The following is an 18,475-nucleotide window of genomic DNA, read 5'->3' as shown; positions in this document are numbered from 1 at the left end:
TCCCCGGAGCGTTAACCCGGCTGGTCTGATGAAAGGCGAACGCTGCCCGGTCTCCCGAGCAGCGTGTTGGCTACTTGTGCTCCTTGCGAACGCCCTTGAAGGGCTCGCCGTCCTTCTTTTGGTCCATGAAGCGGCCGTTGCCGGTGTCGCGCTTGGTCCAGGTCTGGTTGGTGGGATTGAACACCTGCGAACGGTCGCGTACAGCGCCGCGGCGGGCGTTGTCTCCAACGGGGTCGTTTTTGGCCATTTCAGTCTCCTGTGTGGTTACGCGTTGAGGGAATGGGTCCAGCCAGGGAGCCCGCTGCGAGAAAGGAAGTCCACCAGGGGCGGGCTTCCGAAGAACTGCAGCCGTCCGCCGGACATAAAGGCGAGGGCTGCCTGGTCGACGCGGAGGTTCGCACCCCGCGCTTTGGCCGTCAGTTGGGCCAGCAACTGGGAGTTGTCGTCCCGGGAGCCAGAGGACGAGCGGGCATCGAAGACGGCGAAGTTAATCCAGCCGCCGTTCTGTGCACGCTCCCGAATATGAGCGAAATTCACTTTCATCTTGCACTCCTAGCCCGGAAAACGTCGAGCATGGAGAGCATTCTTGCGAGCGCACTGGTTCAAATAACGACCTACTGAACAGCTGCGGGAAGATTTTTCGATGCTGCCGCGCACAATGCGGCATGCAGGCGCTGTCGTAGCTCAGGAGGCTCCAGAATTTCCACCTCCGGACTATGGCGTAGGAGGTCCATCAGCAGCTCTTGGTCGTTGGAGTATGGAATCTCAAGAATGTAGCTGCCGTCCTCAAGGAGCTCGCTTGACTGGTCGTGGTGCCAAGTCTCCTTGCTGACCCATTGAGCTCGCTCTGGGGTGAACTTCAAGCGTGCGCGGTGAGTCGCTTGGCCGGCAAAGATGCCGTAGCCGCTGCGGAAGTGCTCCTGCATCTCGTCCTGGCTGACTTCCTGCGCGGGCTCATCCACAACGCGGACGTCGGCAACGGCTTCCAGTGCAAAAGACCTGAGAGCATTGCGGGTGTGGCACCACGCGTCCAACATCCAGTTTTCGCGGTAGTGCACCAGCTGTTGAGGAGAAATGGTGCGCTCCGTGTGCTCTTTGCGGTCACGGTTCAGGTACCGCAGATGCAAGCGCTTGCTGTCCAGCAAGGCGCCCGCTATGAGTTGGAAGTGCTTGGATTCAACCTTCCTGGGTGCGAAATGGATGAGCTTGAGCTTGCGTTCAATGGGTTTGGCCGACTTTGTGCCCTCAGCAAGCAGGCCGCGGAATCGGGATTTCAGAGGGCCAACGTGTTCGTCCAGCAGGCCCGGCTGAACGCCCTCCACCAGATGAAGCATTGTCAGCAGAGCAAAGACCTCGGATGAGTTGAACCAAACGCCAGGAAGTTCGAACTGGCCGCCATCGGCCAACTCATCACGGATGACCCAGCCGCGCTGGCTGCGGTCCCAGTCAAGGGGGCACCCGAGTCGGTCTCGCAGGAAATCGAGGTCACGTTTCACAGAGGCTTTCGAGACCTCCAGCTCTGTCAGGAACGTATCCATCGGCACGGCACCATGCCGACGGATGAGGCGCACAATTTTGGTTATACGCTCGATGCTGACCTTCGACATGACTCCCCTTCAAGTGGTTTGCCCGGTGCGGGCTTGAAGGAAAAGCTCCCTTCTCACCAACTTCCAAGCGGTATCTCGATGCTCCTTTGAGGCATGAACTGCGTCGTACGATACATCTTAGCCAAAATTGCAACACTTATACACAATGGTTTATATGGGGCAGGCCCCGACCTGCAAAAGTAAATTTGCGGGTATGGCAGGGCTGGGCGCCGCTACTGACAGCTTTTTCAATTGCGGCCGTTACCGGCTTTCTGCGTCCGGTTGGCCCCGGCCTATTTGCGCGGCGCCGCCTGTTCGGAAATGCTTGTCGGGCTTGAGAAATGCCGAACCATCCGGCCCAATCTCGTAGCCTGCACGAGCAAGCTGAAGACGACCATGACGTAGGTGACACCCAGGACCATGTCGCGGCCCCGGAATTCAGGCAGCGAAAGCGCCAATGTGATGGAGATGCCGCCACGCAGCCCACCCCATGTCAGGATTTTCACGGCATGCGGGCTGACGCGTCGAAAGCGCCGCAACAGCCATCGGAGTCGGCACAGCACGTCAAAGCCGCCTCATATTTTTCTGCAGGTGTTCGCAGCTTCGTAAGATGCTCCACTACTAGAGCAAGTCGTCCGTCTGCTCGCCATCTGGCTAAGGCGCCCATGATGGTTTTCTGTGGAGCGCCATTCGAGGCAGCTATGTCATGCCAAGTAATGGTTGTGGACAGTCTCTGAAGAATGCAATTCAACAGTACTCGATTATTGCAACTGTCGTAACGGCGGCCATTGGTTGACCTCACAAGAATTGGTTGAACTGCACACCACTCCTCGTCAGATAGTGCTCGGCCTAGGCCAGAGGTAGTTTCTTCTGTTGCAAACTCTTTAAGCGCTCTTGTGTGGGTCAACGTAGTGAAGGAGCGCGTGTGACCTAAGGCAAAGTCAGCGGGGTCCTCGAGGGCTTCAAATTTGACTAGGCGTAGCGCCGTGACATAACGACAGCTCCCAACCCGATGATGACCACTGGCAAATGTTGCCATCGCATTGGGCAGCTCGAAATGCAAATGTCCTGCCTTCGCCGCGTAGTAAACGCTTGCCCAAGAGCGGCGTGCCGAGGGGAAACAAAAGAACCAAGAGAGGGGCCCCATGATGTCGCTCTCACGGGTTCTCTGAATCTTTCCTAGATTTCCATGTGTCTGCACATAGTAAGGGCTTCCTTTTGCAGCAAGGAAACAGATGTCGTCCAAGGATTGTGCTTTGAACAACTGGGGCAAGAGAGTTTTATTCGGCCGCACGAACGCTCGCAAAAGTGCTAAGGCTGGAATGACCAGCCGTGACCGCTCTAACTGTAGTGACCAAACGGAATGTCTTGGTTCGCGGCGCAGCTTCTGACCGAAAGCTTCTGCATATTCACAGAATGACGCCACCTGCAAATCTCGAAGGTTGAACGTAATTTGCCGAGCGTAGGTCTGGGCCTCGGGTAGACCTCGGTGGCCCAGGTCTGCAAGCTCAATCGACTGCTCGCCGCTTTCACCGCTGCTTGCAAGTGCCAGTGCCTTGCCATTCTTCCAATCAATGCCTGTGACTAGTTCCATGTCGCACTCCTTCTGTGGAATGTGTAGGAACCAAGACGTCGGATTTCGTTATAAGTCCAGTCTTAATAATCAGCGGTAATCTGCATCGCAGGATAGGTGCCTATACAAGAATTTAACCTATAGGTAGAAGCACAATGTCCCGCTATCTTTCCGCCTGCGTAGCAGTAGGCCTGACCGCATTCGTTTCTTTCGCCACGCATGCTCAGCCCGCCCAGAGTCCTCGCCAGTGTGTTTCCAAGCTGGCGACAACAAGCAGCGCATTTTTGCGCGCGGCAGGGACGCCTCCCTCGCTGGTGGTCGTGTCCAAAAATCTTGATTCCGCTTTTAAATATATGCAAGCGGCAGAATCTCTGGCGCGCTTGCTGCCGCCAAACTCAAAGAGCGCATTCGTCACTGACGAATCAGTGGTTTCCGCTAACTGGGATTCAATGGTGAGGGTCCGACATGAAATAGATGAGTGCGAGAAATGGGCAAAGCAGGTGTATGCTGAATTTTCCAGCAACGTTCGCGAAGAAATCTATGCGTCGGCGAAGGAGCGAGTGACCCAGCTCATTCCTCGAGCGGACTAGGTGGAGTATTGGCAGATTTCGCAGTAGACGAAGACCTATTGTGCGACCGATATGTGTAAACGAACGGTTTCTGTCGTCCCTCCTGGATTGCTAACAGCTTCTTTGCATGAGCTTCTCTGCCACCCGTCTTCCTCTGCGAGGCTTCCGACTTTTTAAAGGTTGCAATCTGCTCCAGCGTGAGAGGAAATGACGCCCTGTGATGCCGGAAGATTTGCCATTTTCCCGTGTCTTCCAGCAGGCTCTTGACAGTCACTATTTTCTTGCGTTGGATGGCTGCATCTGCCCGCTTTTTGATGGCTGTGGCAAGCCATCGGTCAACCCTCGCTGAATCGATAGGGGTCTTTCCCGGCTTTCGATAGGAGAACGAGGAGTTGGCGGACTGGTGGTGCGTGAAGAACGCTGACAAAAGAATATGTTTGGCAGGGGCAAAGGGAACACGACATCGCTCTCGAACCATCAGCGCGGGCCAGGCTCTCTCAATGGCGTTGTACCCGCATCCCGCATCTGAAAGATACTCAGCACCGAACGCCTCCTGTAGCTCGAATGCCATGCGTGTGCCTGCGACGAGACCACTGGGCAACGTCAGCTTCAGGGAAGTTGCTCGCGTACGGTAGTCGCTGAGCCATTTGTTATGGTGTGTCCAGGGGCCGTCGCAAATGGCGGCCGATGTCCGCGCGACTTGGTGGAGCAATGCCAAAGAACAGCTTGGAGACTCAGCGTGCCCTTGCTGTCGGTGCGGCAACGGCATTGACAAATTCTGAGCCAAAGTTGTTGGGCGCCTCATCGTGCCATGCAGCGGGTGCCCATGCTTGAGGCACATCCGGACGCCTGGTAGGCAGTGGGTGCGATGCCAATAACTTTCTCCCTTTTCGAGGAGCTCCTCCCGCGCACACCGAGGACAGTATCGAAACTCCGGGAGACCATGGGTCACTGACTTCACCAAGGAAGCTGTTGAGCCTTGGTCGGCTGTGCAGCCAATAAGAAGCTTTTTCTCAAGACGGTGCACCTCTGCCGTGGGCATGAAAGCCACGGCGTACGGAAAAACGGTGTGACCCCAGAGCAGTGTCTTGGCGTCGGTGCGAGTTTGGATTGCGAGGTCCGGCAGATTGGTGGGCAGAAACATTGAATAGTTGCTCCTGCCCGGTGTGCCTAGAAGATGTATGACCAACCGCTTCGGTGCCAGGCCATTGTGAATGACGGCCCGCGCCAGAACACTTCCAATGAGCTCGTCTGGATAGGGCGTCGGCAAGCTCAGGCAGCCCAAAGTGCATCCTCGGGTTCTCGTACGAGTTGCAGCGCGAACAACTGCTCAACGATAGAGGTGCGCTCTGTTGCGGCGCGCACGATTGCATGGCGGAAGTCGTCCGGACGATGTTCGATGCCCGGGAACGAAGGAATCGAGACCTGTGTCGAGTCGACTTTGGACGAAGCTTTGGGCTTGGAGTTTCCCTTTTTGACAGGTGCAGCCTTCTTCGCCAACTGCGCTGCTGCGTCGAACATGTTCCTCGCGGTGCCGTCTCGTTCAACCTCGACCGCCAACACCTTCGCGTCTTCAACCGGCATGCCCAACGCCGTGCCAGCATTGACAAGCCGCAACTGGAAGTCAGGAGACCCGGGGCGTGCAGAGGCGGCGCGGATACGGGTGAGCCGCTGCCGGCGTTCCAAGCCTTCCATGAGAGTTTCGACGTGCAGGGATTTCACGTCTTCGAACATCATCAAGGCTTCGCGGTCGTCATTGCGCAGGGCGGTGACCATCGGATGCACCAGCGTGAACTGGCTTTCATAGACGGACAAGACAAGCTGAACGCTCAGCGTGTCGAGGTCATCCAGAATAGCGCGGGCCTGAACGACGATAAACAGTTTGATGGCAAGGTCGATGATGCCCTGAGTGCAATCGTAGAAGGCATCGAGCAATTCAGGGGTGAGCCGGTGTGGCGTACTCATCCAGCAGTACCTCCATAGGCATTCCATGAAGTAAACCCACTCACCGTTGACTTCGACAAGCTGCATCGTCGTCTCGTCATGGACGACGTCATAGCGGGGCAGAGGTGCCCAGTTGCCCAGCCCCATACCCAGGCTTCTCCGTGCTTGTCGCATGTCCAAGCCCAACACTTTCTCCGCCTTTGGGGTACCGATGTAGAGGACCGGATTCCTCGATTTGTTGGCCAAGGTTGTGAGCTCGGTCATGACGACCTGGTCTGACTGACCTCGGGTATTGGCGGCGTTTTGCACCTCGTCCGGAATGAGGAGACCGACACAGTGCTTATTCAGCAGGATGCGAACGGATGTTTGTAGCGCCGCATCTGTGGCTCGCCCTTTCTTGAGGTAGTCCTCAATGTACGTGTTGTCGGGGATGAGCTCGGCAATGGCATGGATGATGGCTGATAGCAAGGCCTTCACGCCCTTGCCGTCCTTCGACATTTCAAAGTGCAGCCACGTAATCTGGTAGAGGTCCAGGTCCGGGTGATAGATGACTTGTGGGTATCTAGCCAAGCATCGCTGGATGGTGGTTGTCTTTCCCATACCAGACACGCCGATGATGGACGCCGAAAGCTTAGGCGCCACCGTGTCGTAGCTTTGTCGAAACTCCCTTGGCTTCTGGGCATCGTCGTGGATTTCTTGATAGATGCTCACGTGCTCGGGAGACATCGGACGTCGGCCGATGTAGCCCTCGCGCAGCATGTTGTCCAGCGTAAGCGCCAGTTCAACATGGGAGGTGAGCGGAACCATGACGTTGCTCAGGCTGAGCAATTCCCGCAGGCGGTCGTGGCGGGCCCATTGACGCGAGGATTCATCGAACTTCGGAAGGAATTCCAGCGATTCGATGACTTGCTCCTCGCTGAGTGGTAGCGGCAGCGCTTCAATGAGCTTGTTGCCAGAATAGCGTGCTTGCTTCTGCGGTTTGTAATTGGCGAGTTGGACGTGAGGTGGCAAATACGACTGCGTCATAGGACTCCTTGCATGCGCTGGCGAAGCTCGGCCATGCGCGCAGCCAGCGGTGGCTTGTGCGGACTGTTGGTGGCTGCGATGGTTGGCGTGCCTGGCTGCTCGTCGTTCGAGGACTTGGCCTGTTGTGCTTGCTTGATGTGTATGACTTGGGCCGTCGGTCTTGCCGCCTCCGCGGGTTGAGGCGCAGTCCGTGGGTCTTCCGTGATGGCTGCCTGCGTGGTGGAGATGTCGACCAGAGTGGCGCGTTCGCCCTTGAGTTCTTCCGCGCGGGCAGGTGCAACGTCTTTACGACGGCTAGAGCGCGATACACCCTTTGTGATGGACTTCATCTCCGTCACCGCTGCATCAATGACGGGCTTCGTCAATCTGTGGAAATCGTATTGCGCCTGCCGCTTCACCTCGACAGCGTCCGCCGTGAGTTCCTCCACGTCGTGGAAGTGCTGAGCCACCTCCTTAAAACTCATGCCTTCGAACTTGACACTATCCTTGGTCAGCTGCGCAACGAAGGACTCGCCACTGCCATTCGGGGAATAGAGGATGATTTCATCGACGAGCCGATAGTCGAACGCGACCTGGATAGGCATGCGCTTTTTCCGACCTTGAACGAGCCAGCCACGTTCTCTTGCCTCGGGGCAAGAAAAGAACATCTTCTTGAATGAGACACCGTTCGCTGTGACCACTGCTTCTCCTCGTGGGAGCAATTCCTCTCTCACCTTTTCGAAGTTCATGCGGTCGAGTGAGCCCATGCGGCGCTGGACGCTGTGTTCAAAGAGCTCGCGAGGAATCGGACGCTGACGGTCCGTCACCTGGTCGTCGGTCAACGGGTAGCCCTTTTGCATCGTCTTGTTGTGCGCGATGATGGCTGCGACGATGGTGGACGTGAACTCGGCGATGTTCAAAGCGACGTCTTTGTCGACATTGATGCTGCGGCGCTTGCGAGCTTCCGCATCTGGGGCGTACCCGGGCGTATCCGGCGCAATGATGGTGTGCATCATCTTGAAGCCACATTCAACAAGTGGCTTCCAATCTGGCCGCAGGCCTGGAACATTTGAGATGGTGCTGCGCAGAGACATTCCGATTCTGCGGGCCTCTGTGCTGACAAGCTCTCCTTGGTCCGCAAGGAACATTTCCGGCAAGACCCCGTGAGCCGGCCAATCCGCAGGGTCGTAGGGCAACCCGAGGCGCTCGCAAAGCGCCTCCTTGTCTTCGCCAATACTCAGAATGGCCTGCATGGCCGCGGTGTAGCAGGCGTTCTCAAAACCAAGGTAGTAGCCAACAATGAGTCGGCTGTGGCGGTCGATGATGAGGTACAGCGTCGGTTTGCCCACGATTTTCAACCTGTCCTTTGTCGAGACTAGCTTCACGTCAACGATGGTGGCGTCGAATTCGTAGATGTGGCCGGCACCATGGCACTCAATCTGAATGGACCCTTCAGTCGCACGGTCTTCTTGAGCAAACCGTTTTTCGCCCTTGCGTCGGGAAAGTCGAACGTGCAAGGGGTAATTGGTTTTCAGGAAGCGAGACAACTGTCGGTAGCTCGGGCACTCCCGCTCGGGACGTAGACATTCATCCCCGTTGCCATCAATGAATGTGTATCGTGTTTCATGGAGGTACTGAAGGGTCGCCGTCAACGTACGCTGCGTTCCTTCCTCGAAGTAGTACGCCTCGAGGGCCTCCCGCATGTTGTCCAGGTCATGTTGTTCCAACTGATAGGGCTGCAATGCAGCTTCTCCGGCGTCTACCAGGTCACCCTTTGCTTTGCGCTTGCGCCCACGCTTTGCAGTACCGACGACATCGAGGCGCCCGCACAAGCTGTACTTGCCGAAGAGCGCGTCCTGCGTTTGGCCTCCTTGCCACCAGTCGCGCAGGTCTTTCAGCATTGTCTTGGGTGTGCCACCCCCTGCCTGCTTTGAGCGCTGGATGAGCAGCGCATGCCTTGTCGTCGGGTTGAGGATGGCAGGATTGTCGACAAGAGGTGAAATGCGCTCGTATGCCCTCAGGCTGAGCGCGATGCTCGCAGCCGACGGAGCGCGCCGGAAGGCTTTTGTTTTTGGCTGGAACAGGTCAGAGGATTCGCGACGGTTGGCCGCCGGTTCGACGGCGTGTGCCTCGTACTCTGCAGACAACTGGTCAAGGCGCACTTCGAACGGGAGGGCCAATGGTTCTGTGAGATGGATGAGCCAGGCGCGTCCTATCAAGGCGCACGTTGAATTTTTAGCCTTGCCCACGACTTCAATATGGAGGATGCGATAGAGACTTCCATCCTTGGACGCTACGACATCGTTTCTGAGGTATGTGACACCCATATCAAGCTCCTCCCACTGCGCGAAGGCGTCCGGGGACAGCGGACAACTGAAAACTCGCAAGGGGCGCGCGCTCCGGGCGCGGATTGTTGAGGTCCATTGACAACGCGCGGTTGGCCAGCAGCATGCGTGCTACACGCATGCCTGTTCCTGCATCGACGCTGCAGCGCCTGTCGTAGTTCGTGCAATAGTCCACCAGTGAGCCGGAAAAGCTGGTCGCTGCGAGGTCTTGCACCATGCGCGACTGATGCTCTTCATAGAAGCCGGGGTAAGCCTCAGCCGCGTCTGGTTCGAGTTGAGCCTTCCGAATCCACAGAAGGTTTCTCACTTTGGCATGCGGCAGGCGCTCCTTGATGATGAGGTCGTAGGAAAGCCCCATTCCCGAGCAGATGGCATGTTCGATTTCAAGGCGCGCCACCACCTCTGGAGTGAGCGCTTTCTGCTCTTTGACGCTGTAAGCCTTCAAGACTTCTTGGCCATCGACAATTCTTGTGACCAGGAAGTCGAGTGTCATGACGCACGGAACGTTAGTGCCCGGGTAGTACGGATGCGGCACACCAATTTCGTGAGCGATTTCCAGCGAAATGTCGCGGTCGAGCGGGAACTGTTCACGGATGTCGGCGTTGTCCAGGCGCCATTCCAGCATCGCGAAGGTTTCGTTCTCACCGTCCGAAAGTAGGTCGTGGTTGCGGCCTGTTCGGTAGCTGTAGGGCGCATGCGTACGCCCTCGCGAATGGAAGTCCGTGATACGAACCCAGGGTTGATATGAGGCTCGGCGACCACTGCCGCGTCCTTCGTTCTGGAGCTCAGCGATGCGTTTTTCGCTCCATTTCCTGATACCGCGGCTCATCGGCGTTCTTCGATAGAACTACAAAAATGCGGCTGTGACGGGGTAGGAGGGAAAGGGCGATGCATAAGGTCTACTTCAATTGAGGAACTACGGGCCAAGCGAACGTCGCTTCGATGCATGGCCAAGGCGCATGCATGTTGTGTAGCTCTCAAGATGCGTGAATTTCTTTGGAGGTATCGCAATAGGTGTTTTCAACTTTCAATCGATGATTATGTATCGTATACGATGCATTTTATGCAGAAGACATCATAGACAAGAAAAATGCATCGAATGCAAGGAAAAAGCATTGATGCCGATGTACGGGTGCGGCCGAAGTCAGCGGTGGACAAAGAGTGGGAGGCCGAGGCCAAGCAACTGCTCAAGGCCGAACTCGCCCGCCAGGGGGTGACCTACCGTGAGCTGGTCAGCAAGTTGGAGGTCCTTGGAATCAAGGACGATGAAAAGGCCATCGGTAACCGCATCAGTCGGGGCAAGTTCACGCTGGTGTTCTTCCTGCAGTGCATGCGAGCCATAGGCGTGCAGCAGGTTGACCTACGTGACCGGACTAAGCGAGCAGACATCGGAGGCAGCCGCACCCCTTGGTGACGGCAGATAGCGGGTATCCGGATTAACGTGTGGAAAATTGCGGGCAGCTACCGGACGAGGCTTCCCGCAGAGCTAATCGTTTAGAAGACTTTGAACTCCCTGATTGACGCCCTGCACTGCAGGGCGTTTCTTTTGGTCATTCGAAGATGGCCAACTCAGGAGACTCAGGCCCGCTCGCGCGCAACCAGGGGTGCGCTTGTCGGGGGTAGACAGTAGCCGGGCGCACATGTGCGCACTCCACTGCCGCTTTGATGTGGCCTCCCTCTGTTCATTTAGCTACTCGCGAGTGCGGATATAGAGAAGCGTCTTGATGTTCGAATTGACGCAAGGTTAACTCCAGTCAAACCGCGGTTTGGACGCAAGGTCCGTTATTGGAAAGCCTAGAACGATGACAGCTACAGGGGCCTGTGAGGCTCCGATTCATTGGAGCCTGCAGGGACGATGTCGAGCATCTAGGATAAATCGAGCAATCTACACGGTTCATTGACCAATCCAAAGGTGACTTGCAATGAACACCAAACGCTTAACCCAGGTGCTTGACGAACCGGCCTTGACCGGACCTCGGACCAGTGAGCCTAGGCTACCGGCCCCCTTGTTCACCGTGTGACGCAAAGGCCCAGCATCAGCGCTGCGACACCCAGCATGACCGACGCCGAGGGCGTAGCCAACTGCTGCCAGCGTCGCCCCTCGTTCGTGCAGCAGCACGATTTCCAGCGCAAAGGTCGAGAACGTTGTAAATCCACCGATGATGCCCGTCGCCAGGAACAGCCGAAGTTCCGGGGCCAAGCCGGTGTACCGCACGAAAAAACCGGTGATGGCGCCTATCAGAAACGAGCCCACCACATTGATACAAAACGTGCCGAATGGTCAGCCCTGCGCGGCCCATTGCACTGCGGCCATGTTGACCGCGTGACGCGCCATAGTGCCCAGGCCACCGCCCGGAAAGACGAAGAGAGAGTTCAAGATGTGCCTCCACAGAAATCAAGAAGAGGCGCAAGAGCCTGCTGCAGGCTGGAGATGGATGCTTGCAGCGACAGGCGCAACGCGCGCATGCAGCAAGAGCCATCGGCCCCGTGAAGGGCGGTTGTCGGGAAGCTCCATACCATCAGGGCAACAGCATAGCAGGCGGGCATATGGGCTGCCATGGGAGGGCCCAGTGGCCTGGAAGGCCGATTCGGCGTGTGCGGTACGCCTGGGCGTTCTGCACATATTTATAGCGCGTTAGAGGTCTGCGCTGACAGTAGGTGTTGTTGTCCCGGGTTGACCTTTCCGTGATTTGTGACCATATGAGGATACAATAAAGCATGATTTGTGTGTATATATAGATATGACAAAGGCATCGAATGCTGTTAAACATCTACCTCAATCAACGCTTGAAGTCCTTCGCAAGCTCGGAACAAACTTGGCTATTGCTAGGCTGCGAAGGAAGGAGTCGCTTCGTGTTTGGGCGCAACGACTAGGTGTTACCGTCTTGACTCTCAGGCGGCTTGAGGCAGGTGACCCAACGGTTAGTCTTGGCATCCTTGCAACCGCGTTATGGCTTATCAATCAAGACCATGAGCTCGGTCGATTGGGTGCACCTGAGCATGACTTGGGGGCGTTGGAACTCGACGTCAGAGAGGCAATCGAATTGGGTAAAGCAAGGGCTCGGGCTGCGGATGCCCGACTTAACGCTTCTTGAACTCCCAAGTCCAGTGACTCAATTGGCGTCCGACCACGTAGGCTGCGGAATGGTTGGTTTCACGCACCAGAAATGGCGCGCTCACACCGTGGAGGGGTTTGGGGGCCGATTCTTGACCAGCGTGGTGGACCGGGGCATTCAAGCGGGGCTGGCAGGATTTCTGGCACTAGGTCAGAAATCGCAGGGCTTCATGGCTATTGATTCGAGGGGATATCGGACCACTCGGAATAGAGCATTCTCTCAACCTCCAGCATGGTCACTGTGTGACGGCCCAGGAGCTCCGCCAAATGAGTTTGGTCCAGCAGTTCTACGGAATTCAACGCAGCATTTTCATGAGCTTGCCTATTGAAGAACTGGTTGGTAATGCAAACCTTGTCGAAGTCCACCATTGGATGCCGCCGCCGGTAGAAGGCTTCTCCGGTCACCACTTCCTTCACGGCATCCCAGTTCAGTGAGGTGCCTTGGTTTCCACTGGTTTTGGCTTGTATCAATTTCCCCTTGGACGACGCCAGCGCGACGACGTCCACCCCGTTGTCTGCGGCGCCTGGAGTGCGATAGCAGTCGTATCCTTGCTTCATCCATAGAACACCAGTGAGACACTCGAAGTGCTGCCAGCTCATGCGCAGCGCCATATCCAGGGTGACACGCTCATCAATATCCAAACTATCGGCGACGGGAACGACATCCGCAATATTAAAGTCGCCAGGGTTCACATCGCCGGAGCCATTGAGCATGTCTTCGGCTAGACCACGTTTGTAGGTGAGTAGCCGGTCCAGTTTTACATCAAAAGTTGTGAAGTCTTCAGCCCAGACGACAGGGTAGTAGACATAAACGTCTTTCTTTTGTCCGATGCGGTATGCCCGGTCGGTGGCTTGGTCCTCTTTGGCTGGGTTCCAAGTCCGGGTGTAGTGGACCACGTGGTTCGCTGCCTGGATGTTCACTCCGAAGCCAACGGCCACTGGAGAAAGGACGAGGACACCGAATCCGGGCGCTTCTTGGAAGGCCTTGATGCGTTTTTGTCGGCTGGCGGTATGACTGGCCGAGGCGCTTGTGTCGCCATTGATGATGTCTGGTTTGAGACCGAACTCAGCCTCAATGTAGTGCTGTAAGAGTCTCTGAATCTCCCGGAACTCACAGAATACGATAGCCTTTTCTTGCTTCTTCTGTACTTGGCGTAGCTGCGCCAACAGCCAATCCAGCTTGGGAGCCTTTTCTCGGTACTGCTTGGTCGGCTCTGGCTTGAAGACATTCAGACCGTGCGGCCGCGGGTCGGTACAGACAAGGCGCAGGTAGTGCAGCAACCCCAGATGGTTTTTGAAAGGCGTGGGGTGGTCTGGGTCGCCACGTTTCTTGAAACTGTCGATGGCTTTGGCGTACAGGTTGCGCTGCGTGCTGGACAGCGACAGCTTGCGGCAGTCCTCGACAACAATCTTCTTGGGCAGTTCAGTTGCCACGTCCGCTTTCATCCGCCGCAGAATCTGCGGAGCAATGCGATTCCGTAGTTCCTCAACGCGGGCCTTCTCTTCATCCGTCTTGGCCTCAATTGGCTTGCGGTAGCGTTGCCCGAAGTCGTTGAGAGCACCGAGTAGGCCGGGCTGAACGAAGTCGAACAGGCACCACATGTCGGCAAGCGTGTTCTCCACGGGAGTCCCCGTACAGGCAATCTTGAAGGCCACGTTCTGCTTCTTCGCGGTTCGGGTAACCATTGCCGCAGGGTTCTTGATGCGCTGAGCCTCATCGCAGACCATCAATGACCACTTCTGCGCAGCGAACGAAAACTCTAGGTCACGCAGGGTTTCGTAGGTGGTTAGAACCACCTTGGCATCACCAACCCAGTTTGGTCGCAGGAACTTCACGAGCCCGTCGTCGGTCTGCAGTCGCTGCTCTACCTGGGCGCGCGGCACCCGCAAAGGCGCCAGTGCATCACCGTAGGCGGTCAGCAGCGGAAGTGAGCCTTCCCGGAAGAACTTGCGAGCTTCCTCTGCCCAGTTCTCCAGCAGAGACACAGGAGCGACCACGAGCATGGGCTCAATAGAAGGTTCTTTCTCAATGAGGTATGCCATCAAGGCAAGCAATTGGAAGGTCTTGCCCAGGCCCATGTCATCGGCAAGGACCGCACCGCGCACCTGGTAGTCGGTCTGGAGGCTGAACAAATGTTGCATCCAGGCCAGGCCATCCCGCTGATGCTTCATAAGGGGGTATTCTGCGCGAATCGCCTTCGGAACTTTGGGTTCGGACGGTACGGACTCCAGCGCATCACGACGGAGTTCTTCGTACTCCAGTGCTTGAATATTTGCTCGCAATACGAGCTGCTTTTTCTGCGCGCTTGGCGGTGGTGGCGGCAGTGTTGGGGGCGGGGCAGTCCTATTCTCGAGGTCTTTGAAGACTTCCTTGAACGTTTTGACGATGGCTGTCGCCTCATCCAGCGGAATATCCTGAGGCAGCCAAGACGCCTTTACGGTCGATGCCCCGGATTGCTGAGCCGCAGCTATCGCGTTCTCCAACCGGTCAATGGCCGCCTTGTTTGTCGGAACGGCTACTGGCTCCCCACCGTCTGCCGGTTGGTAAACGACGACGGGTAGTACGTTCTCGGGGAACCATCCTTCCCCTTCGTCCTTCTTCGTGATGTAAGGGGAGTAGTACGGCTTCTCGACACCGATGCCTTCCACGCGTGAGCTGTAGCCACTGAGGTCATGGACTTGGGCATACGAGACCAGGGTGGGCGGGGCGCTCCGCCGGGCGAGCGCTTCTTTCAGTTCTTCGAGATGGCGCTGAGTGTCGCCTTGCACCTCAAGGTCATATCCATGCCAGGCGACGAGCTGGTAGTTGCGGGTAAGCGCGGTGTGAAGGGTTCGAACGAACACGTCGAGTTGAGCATCGTCCAGCCATTCTGTCTGGGATGTCGTCGGACCGCTGGTGTTGGCTGTTTCGATGAGCAAGCCCACCTGCAGGGGGTACCCCGAAGCGTCACGCTCAAAAACGGGGGTGAATCGCTCGTATGCGAGTCCAGCGTCTTCACGGGCCTGCTCGAACTGAGACTCGACGATGACATCGACTGCGTCATCGCCCAACGTGGCGTATGGGTTGACCAGGAAGGCCTGGGCTCGGCTGCCTGCGACTCGCCGGCCGGGTAGTCGCTTGATTTCTTGCAAAACGGTGCGGACCTTGGGGGCCACCAGAATCTGGATGATTCCTTCCGGCGTGACGATGTCATAGCGGTCTCGAACGTCCTTGCTGCGGTCGAACGCGTCCAGCCAATTCGAAGGGGCTCCCTCGAATCCAGGCTCTATCTCCACCACATGGTCATCGTCGACCACATCAGAGCGCCGCAGCCCTATCTCCAGCTTTTCTGGGGTCAGCACCACTGACCGATAAAGAAAATCGTCGAGTTGCGCACCTGCTTGAAGTGCGAGCTTTCGGATGCCGCCCCAAGCTTGGCGATGTGCGATATCGGTGCGCTCTGAGGCCGGGCGTCGAGCAAAGGCAACAACCGCTTTGAACAGCTCCCACTGCTTGGGTTGCATCAATTCCGAGCAGTCTTCGCGCGCCATCAGCGGGCCTGTGAGCTCCCAGTCCTGGGGCGCTCCATCACGGTCTCGCCAACCTGCGAGAGCGATGGAGAAGTTTCCGTCGGTCAACGAGTTGCTGCTTTGGAGTACAGGTCGCGCCTTCGTGAAAGGAGGCGTCGACAGGACTTCGGGAAGCGAGGCATAGGCGGCATCGGCGATGGCGGCGTACAACGCATCCCATCCCAGAAGAAAACCATCTTCGACTTCGACCGCAAGGCCATCGTCGGCCAACTGAGTAAGGAACCCGCCAACCATGGGGTCGCGCAGGTGTACGCCGCCACCATGTCCGGGGCCACGAGCGATGACCAGGCCGGTCGGCGACCAGCGACGCGCCCATTCGGACGGAGGTGCTGCGTTCTTCTTGAATAACTGGAACATGTGTTCTTCTTATCTCCACCAGCCCTTGCCAGCCTTGTGTTGGAAGCCCCAGGTGGACAGAATTTCGGAGACCTGTCGGTCGGAGTCATCTGTAAGGACCCAGAGGCTGCCGCCCTTGGGCGTTCTGTCTTCGATGCGCAAACCAAGTCGATGGGACAGTTTGTTCAAAGCAAACCGGTTGTAGTGCCGGGGGACCTCCGCGCCTGCGCCTTCAGCAGCAGGTTGCTCTCGGAGCGGTGGGAGGTCTTCTGGAGTTCGAGTGGAATAGGGTTGTGAGGGCCGAGCTACGCGCGTCGCAGCGGTCTGGGGCTTGATGCCGAACTCCTCGCGCAACTTGGCGTCGAACATCTGTTCCCACTTGGACCAGCCGTTGATGCCATCTTGGTGGCTGAGCCACAGGATGCTGCGGTTCTTCTGTTTGAGCGAATTGTGGTCGTACTGCGGCAGGCGTAGCGGCTCAGCCGTGTCGAATGGAACGGTCCTGCGGGCGTCGTACCCGTACAGGGCGTTACCCATGCCACTGAACTCGACGGCGACCAGGTCGCCCATCCGCATGATGAAGGCGTTGTTGCTACCCGATGCATCGAGATGACAAATGAGCCCATCCATCTTCTTGCGCAGAGCAACAAAGTCCCGGTCTCGGGCATTCCTCGCCGTCGACCCAAGGGCGAATTCGATGTTGTCGATGGCCTTGACGTAGCGCTTCCAGAACTCCATGCGACGGCGGTCACCCAGGCCATCTTCAGCCAGTTTGGTGAAGAAGGTCTCGATGAACTCCAGTTTGAGCCAATCGGAGACCATGGACCGTGCTTCGGGCACGACGCCACCCCAACGGGTTTCATTGGAGGGGAGCCATGGATTTCCCCACCAAAGCACTGACCAGTCCCGCAGGTTCTGCTGCAGATGCATGCCGGGGACTTTCACGTACCTGTCTAGCAGCATGACGAGACCACGGTCTCGCAGCACATCGTTGTTTGCGAGGAGCTCCAGCATCCGGGGCAGCAGGCCTTTGAACTGGCTATCGCTCAGCTGCGTCGCTCCGCGGATTTGGGCGAGAACAAGTTCGCGCAAGAACCAGGAAGCCTTGGCGATGCCCAGTTCTGCGCAGAGATGGTCAATAGCACTGGCATCGCCCCGCAGCAACTCATCGATATAGGGAGCGCAGGGGCTCTCCCCGAACAGTTGCCTGTTGCCGGTAGCGGTGGCTACCCAGCCTGGATTGATGTGCTGGTCTTTGATGAGGCCGTTCTTGTCGTGCAGATATTCGCGCAGCAGCTTCCAGTTGTTGCGGGCCGTCGCGCGTACGTTGTCCCCGAACGCGTCGTAAGTGAAGTAGCTTTTAGCCAACCCCTGATAGCAGCGACGGAAGGCGCTCGGACGCTCGGACCAGTTATCGACTCCACTCAGCACCGCCTCCAGCCGAGGGCGGTCCTCCAGGACACAAGGCCCACTCGGCTTGTGCGGTAGGCAGAGCCCCCCAGATAGCAAGTAGGCGTCTCGGAAAGATGCGATTTCTTGGCTGTGCCAGAACCTTCTCACAGCATCAAGTTGCTGTTCTTCGGACGGGGGCTGCCGGGCAGGTCCCTTGGCGTTGTCTCGTATTCTTACTAGTACGCCGTCGATTTCGGTGGAAACCGCCAGCGCGCGTGAGCCTTCCTCGGTCCCGGTCCGTAGCAGCGAAGCCAGATGGTCGAGTGGGCTCATCGCAGGGCGCACTCTCCGAAGTTTCCGGACTCGACCGGCGCCGGCGCTCGGTGCTCGTTGATGCCCAGGAACTCCATCCGCATTTCTACCCGGCGGCTTTCTTCGTCGGTTTCCTTGGCCGCATTGAAGGAGTAGCCACCGACGAGAAAGAGGCTTCGGACGTCCTCCTTCTGCGGAGCCGACAGAACGTTAGTGCCGCTGGTCGCAAACATCGTGCACAGAACCCGTTGGCTGCGTTGCAGGCTGAGATTCAAGTTACTCAGATAGGAACCCGTTTTGTCCGTGTACCCTTCAACAACAACGCGCTTGAGCACGCGTTTGCCCAGGTCTTCATTGGCCAATGTGAGGATTTCCGGCACGAACTGTCTCAGGACGCTCTCCTGGTCCGACGTCAGCGTGGATTTACCGAAGGCAAACCGGGCGCGGTCGCCGAAGTCGATGACGCGACGCTCCTTGTCGACCTTGATGCCGTCATAGCGTTTCGCCGCTTCCGTGAACCGTTCGAGGATGCGCTCGATGTCCTTGCGATGCTGTTCTTCCGCCTTCTCGCGTTCGGTCACGTTCTTCGTCACGGCGAGCAGTGCAACGCCCATCACCACGAGGAACAAGACCATCAGCGCAGTCATGAGGTCCGCGAAGGAAATCCAAAATGGCTTCTCCGCCTCATCCCGGCCGCCGCGTTTGATGACAAGCTTGGCCCCTACCAT

General features: G+C 57.3%; 15 protein-coding genes and 1 pseudogene. 2 read left to right on the top strand and 14 right to left on the bottom strand.

Going from position 1 to position 18,475, the window contains the following annotated elements:
• Positions 1 to 70: 70 nt before the first annotated feature.
• The 5 genes from ASF94_RS21585 to ASF94_RS20840 all read right to left on the bottom strand — a co-directional run bounded on the left by ASF94_RS21585 (position 71) and on the right by ASF94_RS20840 (position 3,180).
• Positions 71 to 247 carry a hypothetical protein gene (locus ASF94_RS21585; protein WP_156382509.1) on the bottom strand — a complete coding sequence of 59 codons (177 nt, stop codon included), beginning with the start codon at positions 245 to 247 and terminating at the stop codon, positions 71 to 73.
• Positions 248 to 264: 17 nt separating this feature from the next.
• Positions 265 to 543: a hypothetical protein gene (locus tag ASF94_RS11410; RefSeq protein ID WP_056666037.1), complete on the bottom strand. Its 279-nt coding sequence runs from the start codon at positions 541 to 543 to the stop codon at positions 265 to 267.
• A 71-nt stretch (positions 544 to 614) separates the two neighbouring features.
• Positions 615 to 1,607: a YafY family protein gene (locus tag ASF94_RS11405; RefSeq protein WP_056666034.1), complete on the bottom strand. Its 993-nt coding sequence runs from the start codon at positions 1,605 to 1,607 to the stop codon at positions 615 to 617.
• A gap of 272 nt (positions 1,608 to 1,879) precedes the next feature.
• Entirely contained in the window at positions 1,880 to 2,092 is a 213-nt protein-coding gene (locus tag ASF94_RS11400; RefSeq protein WP_056666031.1) for a hypothetical protein, read from the bottom strand.
• On the bottom strand, positions 2,089 to 3,180 hold the full coding sequence (locus tag ASF94_RS20840) for a transposase (RefSeq protein WP_082493201.1): 1,092 nt from the start codon (positions 3,178 to 3,180) through the stop codon (positions 2,089 to 2,091). Before ASF94_RS20840 ends, ASF94_RS11400 begins: the two co-directional genes overlap by 4 nt.
• A 134-nt stretch (positions 3,181 to 3,314) precedes the next feature.
• Between ASF94_RS20840 and ASF94_RS21275 the strand changes: the two genes are divergently transcribed.
• On the top strand, positions 3,315 to 3,749 hold the full coding sequence (locus ASF94_RS21275; RefSeq protein WP_156382508.1) for a hypothetical protein: 435 nt from the start codon (positions 3,315 to 3,317) through the stop codon (positions 3,747 to 3,749).
• Here the strand turns inward: ASF94_RS21275 and ASF94_RS21800 are convergent.
• The 5 genes and pseudogenes from ASF94_RS21800 to ASF94_RS11385 all read right to left on the bottom strand — a co-directional run bounded on the left by ASF94_RS21800 (position 3,730) and on the right by ASF94_RS11385 (position 9,851).
• A complete protein-coding gene (locus tag ASF94_RS21800; protein ID WP_235505342.1) occupies positions 3,730 to 4,299 on the bottom strand; it encodes a hypothetical protein in 570 nt (189 codons plus the stop codon). The two genes, ASF94_RS21275 and ASF94_RS21800, sit on opposite strands and share 20 nt — an antisense overlap.
• Positions 4,300 to 4,554: 255 nt before the next feature.
• Positions 4,555 to 4,998 (bottom strand): annotated as a pseudogene (locus ASF94_RS22010) (TniQ family protein); the annotation flags it as partial.
• 2 nt (positions 4,999 to 5,000) lie between these two features.
• A complete protein-coding gene (locus ASF94_RS11395) occupies positions 5,001 to 6,698 on the bottom strand; it encodes an AAA family ATPase (protein WP_056666029.1) in 1,698 nt (565 codons plus the stop codon).
• Positions 6,695 to 9,004, bottom strand: coding sequence for a DDE-type integrase/transposase/recombinase (locus ASF94_RS11390; RefSeq protein WP_156382507.1), 2,310 nt, complete (start codon positions 9,002 to 9,004; stop codon positions 6,695 to 6,697). The genes ASF94_RS11395 and ASF94_RS11390 overlap by 4 nt, the downstream gene beginning before the upstream one ends.
• A 1-nt stretch (position 9,005) precedes the next feature.
• Complete coding sequence (locus tag ASF94_RS11385; protein WP_082493198.1) at positions 9,006 to 9,851, bottom strand: TnsA endonuclease N-terminal domain-containing protein; 846 nt, start codon at positions 9,849 to 9,851, stop codon at positions 9,006 to 9,008.
• Positions 9,852 to 10,121: 270 nt separating this feature from the next.
• Between ASF94_RS11385 and ASF94_RS11380 the strand changes: the two genes are divergently transcribed.
• Positions 10,122 to 10,436 carry a DUF6471 domain-containing protein gene (locus ASF94_RS11380; RefSeq protein WP_235505341.1) on the top strand — a complete coding sequence of 105 codons (315 nt, stop codon included), beginning with the start codon at positions 10,122 to 10,124 and terminating at the stop codon, positions 10,434 to 10,436.
• Positions 10,437 to 10,916: 480 nt separating this feature from the next.
• Here the strand turns inward: ASF94_RS11380 and ASF94_RS21795 are convergent, their stop codons facing one another.
• The 4 genes from ASF94_RS21795 to ASF94_RS11365 form a co-directional block, all read right to left on the bottom strand.
• On the bottom strand, positions 10,917 to 11,276 hold the full coding sequence (locus ASF94_RS21795) for a CrcB family protein (RefSeq protein ID WP_369818664.1): 360 nt from the start codon (positions 11,274 to 11,276) through the stop codon (positions 10,917 to 10,919).
• Between the two features lie 1,035 nt (positions 11,277 to 12,311).
• Positions 12,312 to 16,064 (bottom strand): SNF2-related protein, encoded by a 3,753-nt coding sequence (locus ASF94_RS11375; RefSeq protein WP_056666019.1) that lies wholly within the window; start codon positions 16,062 to 16,064, stop codon positions 12,312 to 12,314.
• Between the two features lie 9 nt (positions 16,065 to 16,073).
• Positions 16,074 to 17,768: an EH signature domain-containing protein gene (locus ASF94_RS11370; protein ID WP_082493195.1), complete on the bottom strand. Its 1,695-nt coding sequence runs from the start codon at positions 17,766 to 17,768 to the stop codon at positions 16,074 to 16,076.
• Complete coding sequence (locus tag ASF94_RS11365) at positions 17,765 to 18,475, bottom strand: OmpA family protein (RefSeq protein WP_056666013.1); 711 nt, start codon at positions 18,473 to 18,475, stop codon at positions 17,765 to 17,767. Before ASF94_RS11365 ends, ASF94_RS11370 begins: the two co-directional genes overlap by 4 nt.

Source organism: Acidovorax sp. Leaf160 (genome assembly GCF_001424265.1).
Lineage (GTDB): Bacteria > Pseudomonadota > Gammaproteobacteria > Burkholderiales > Burkholderiaceae_C > Paracidovorax.
This window is presented reverse-complemented; position numbering and strand designations above follow the sequence as displayed.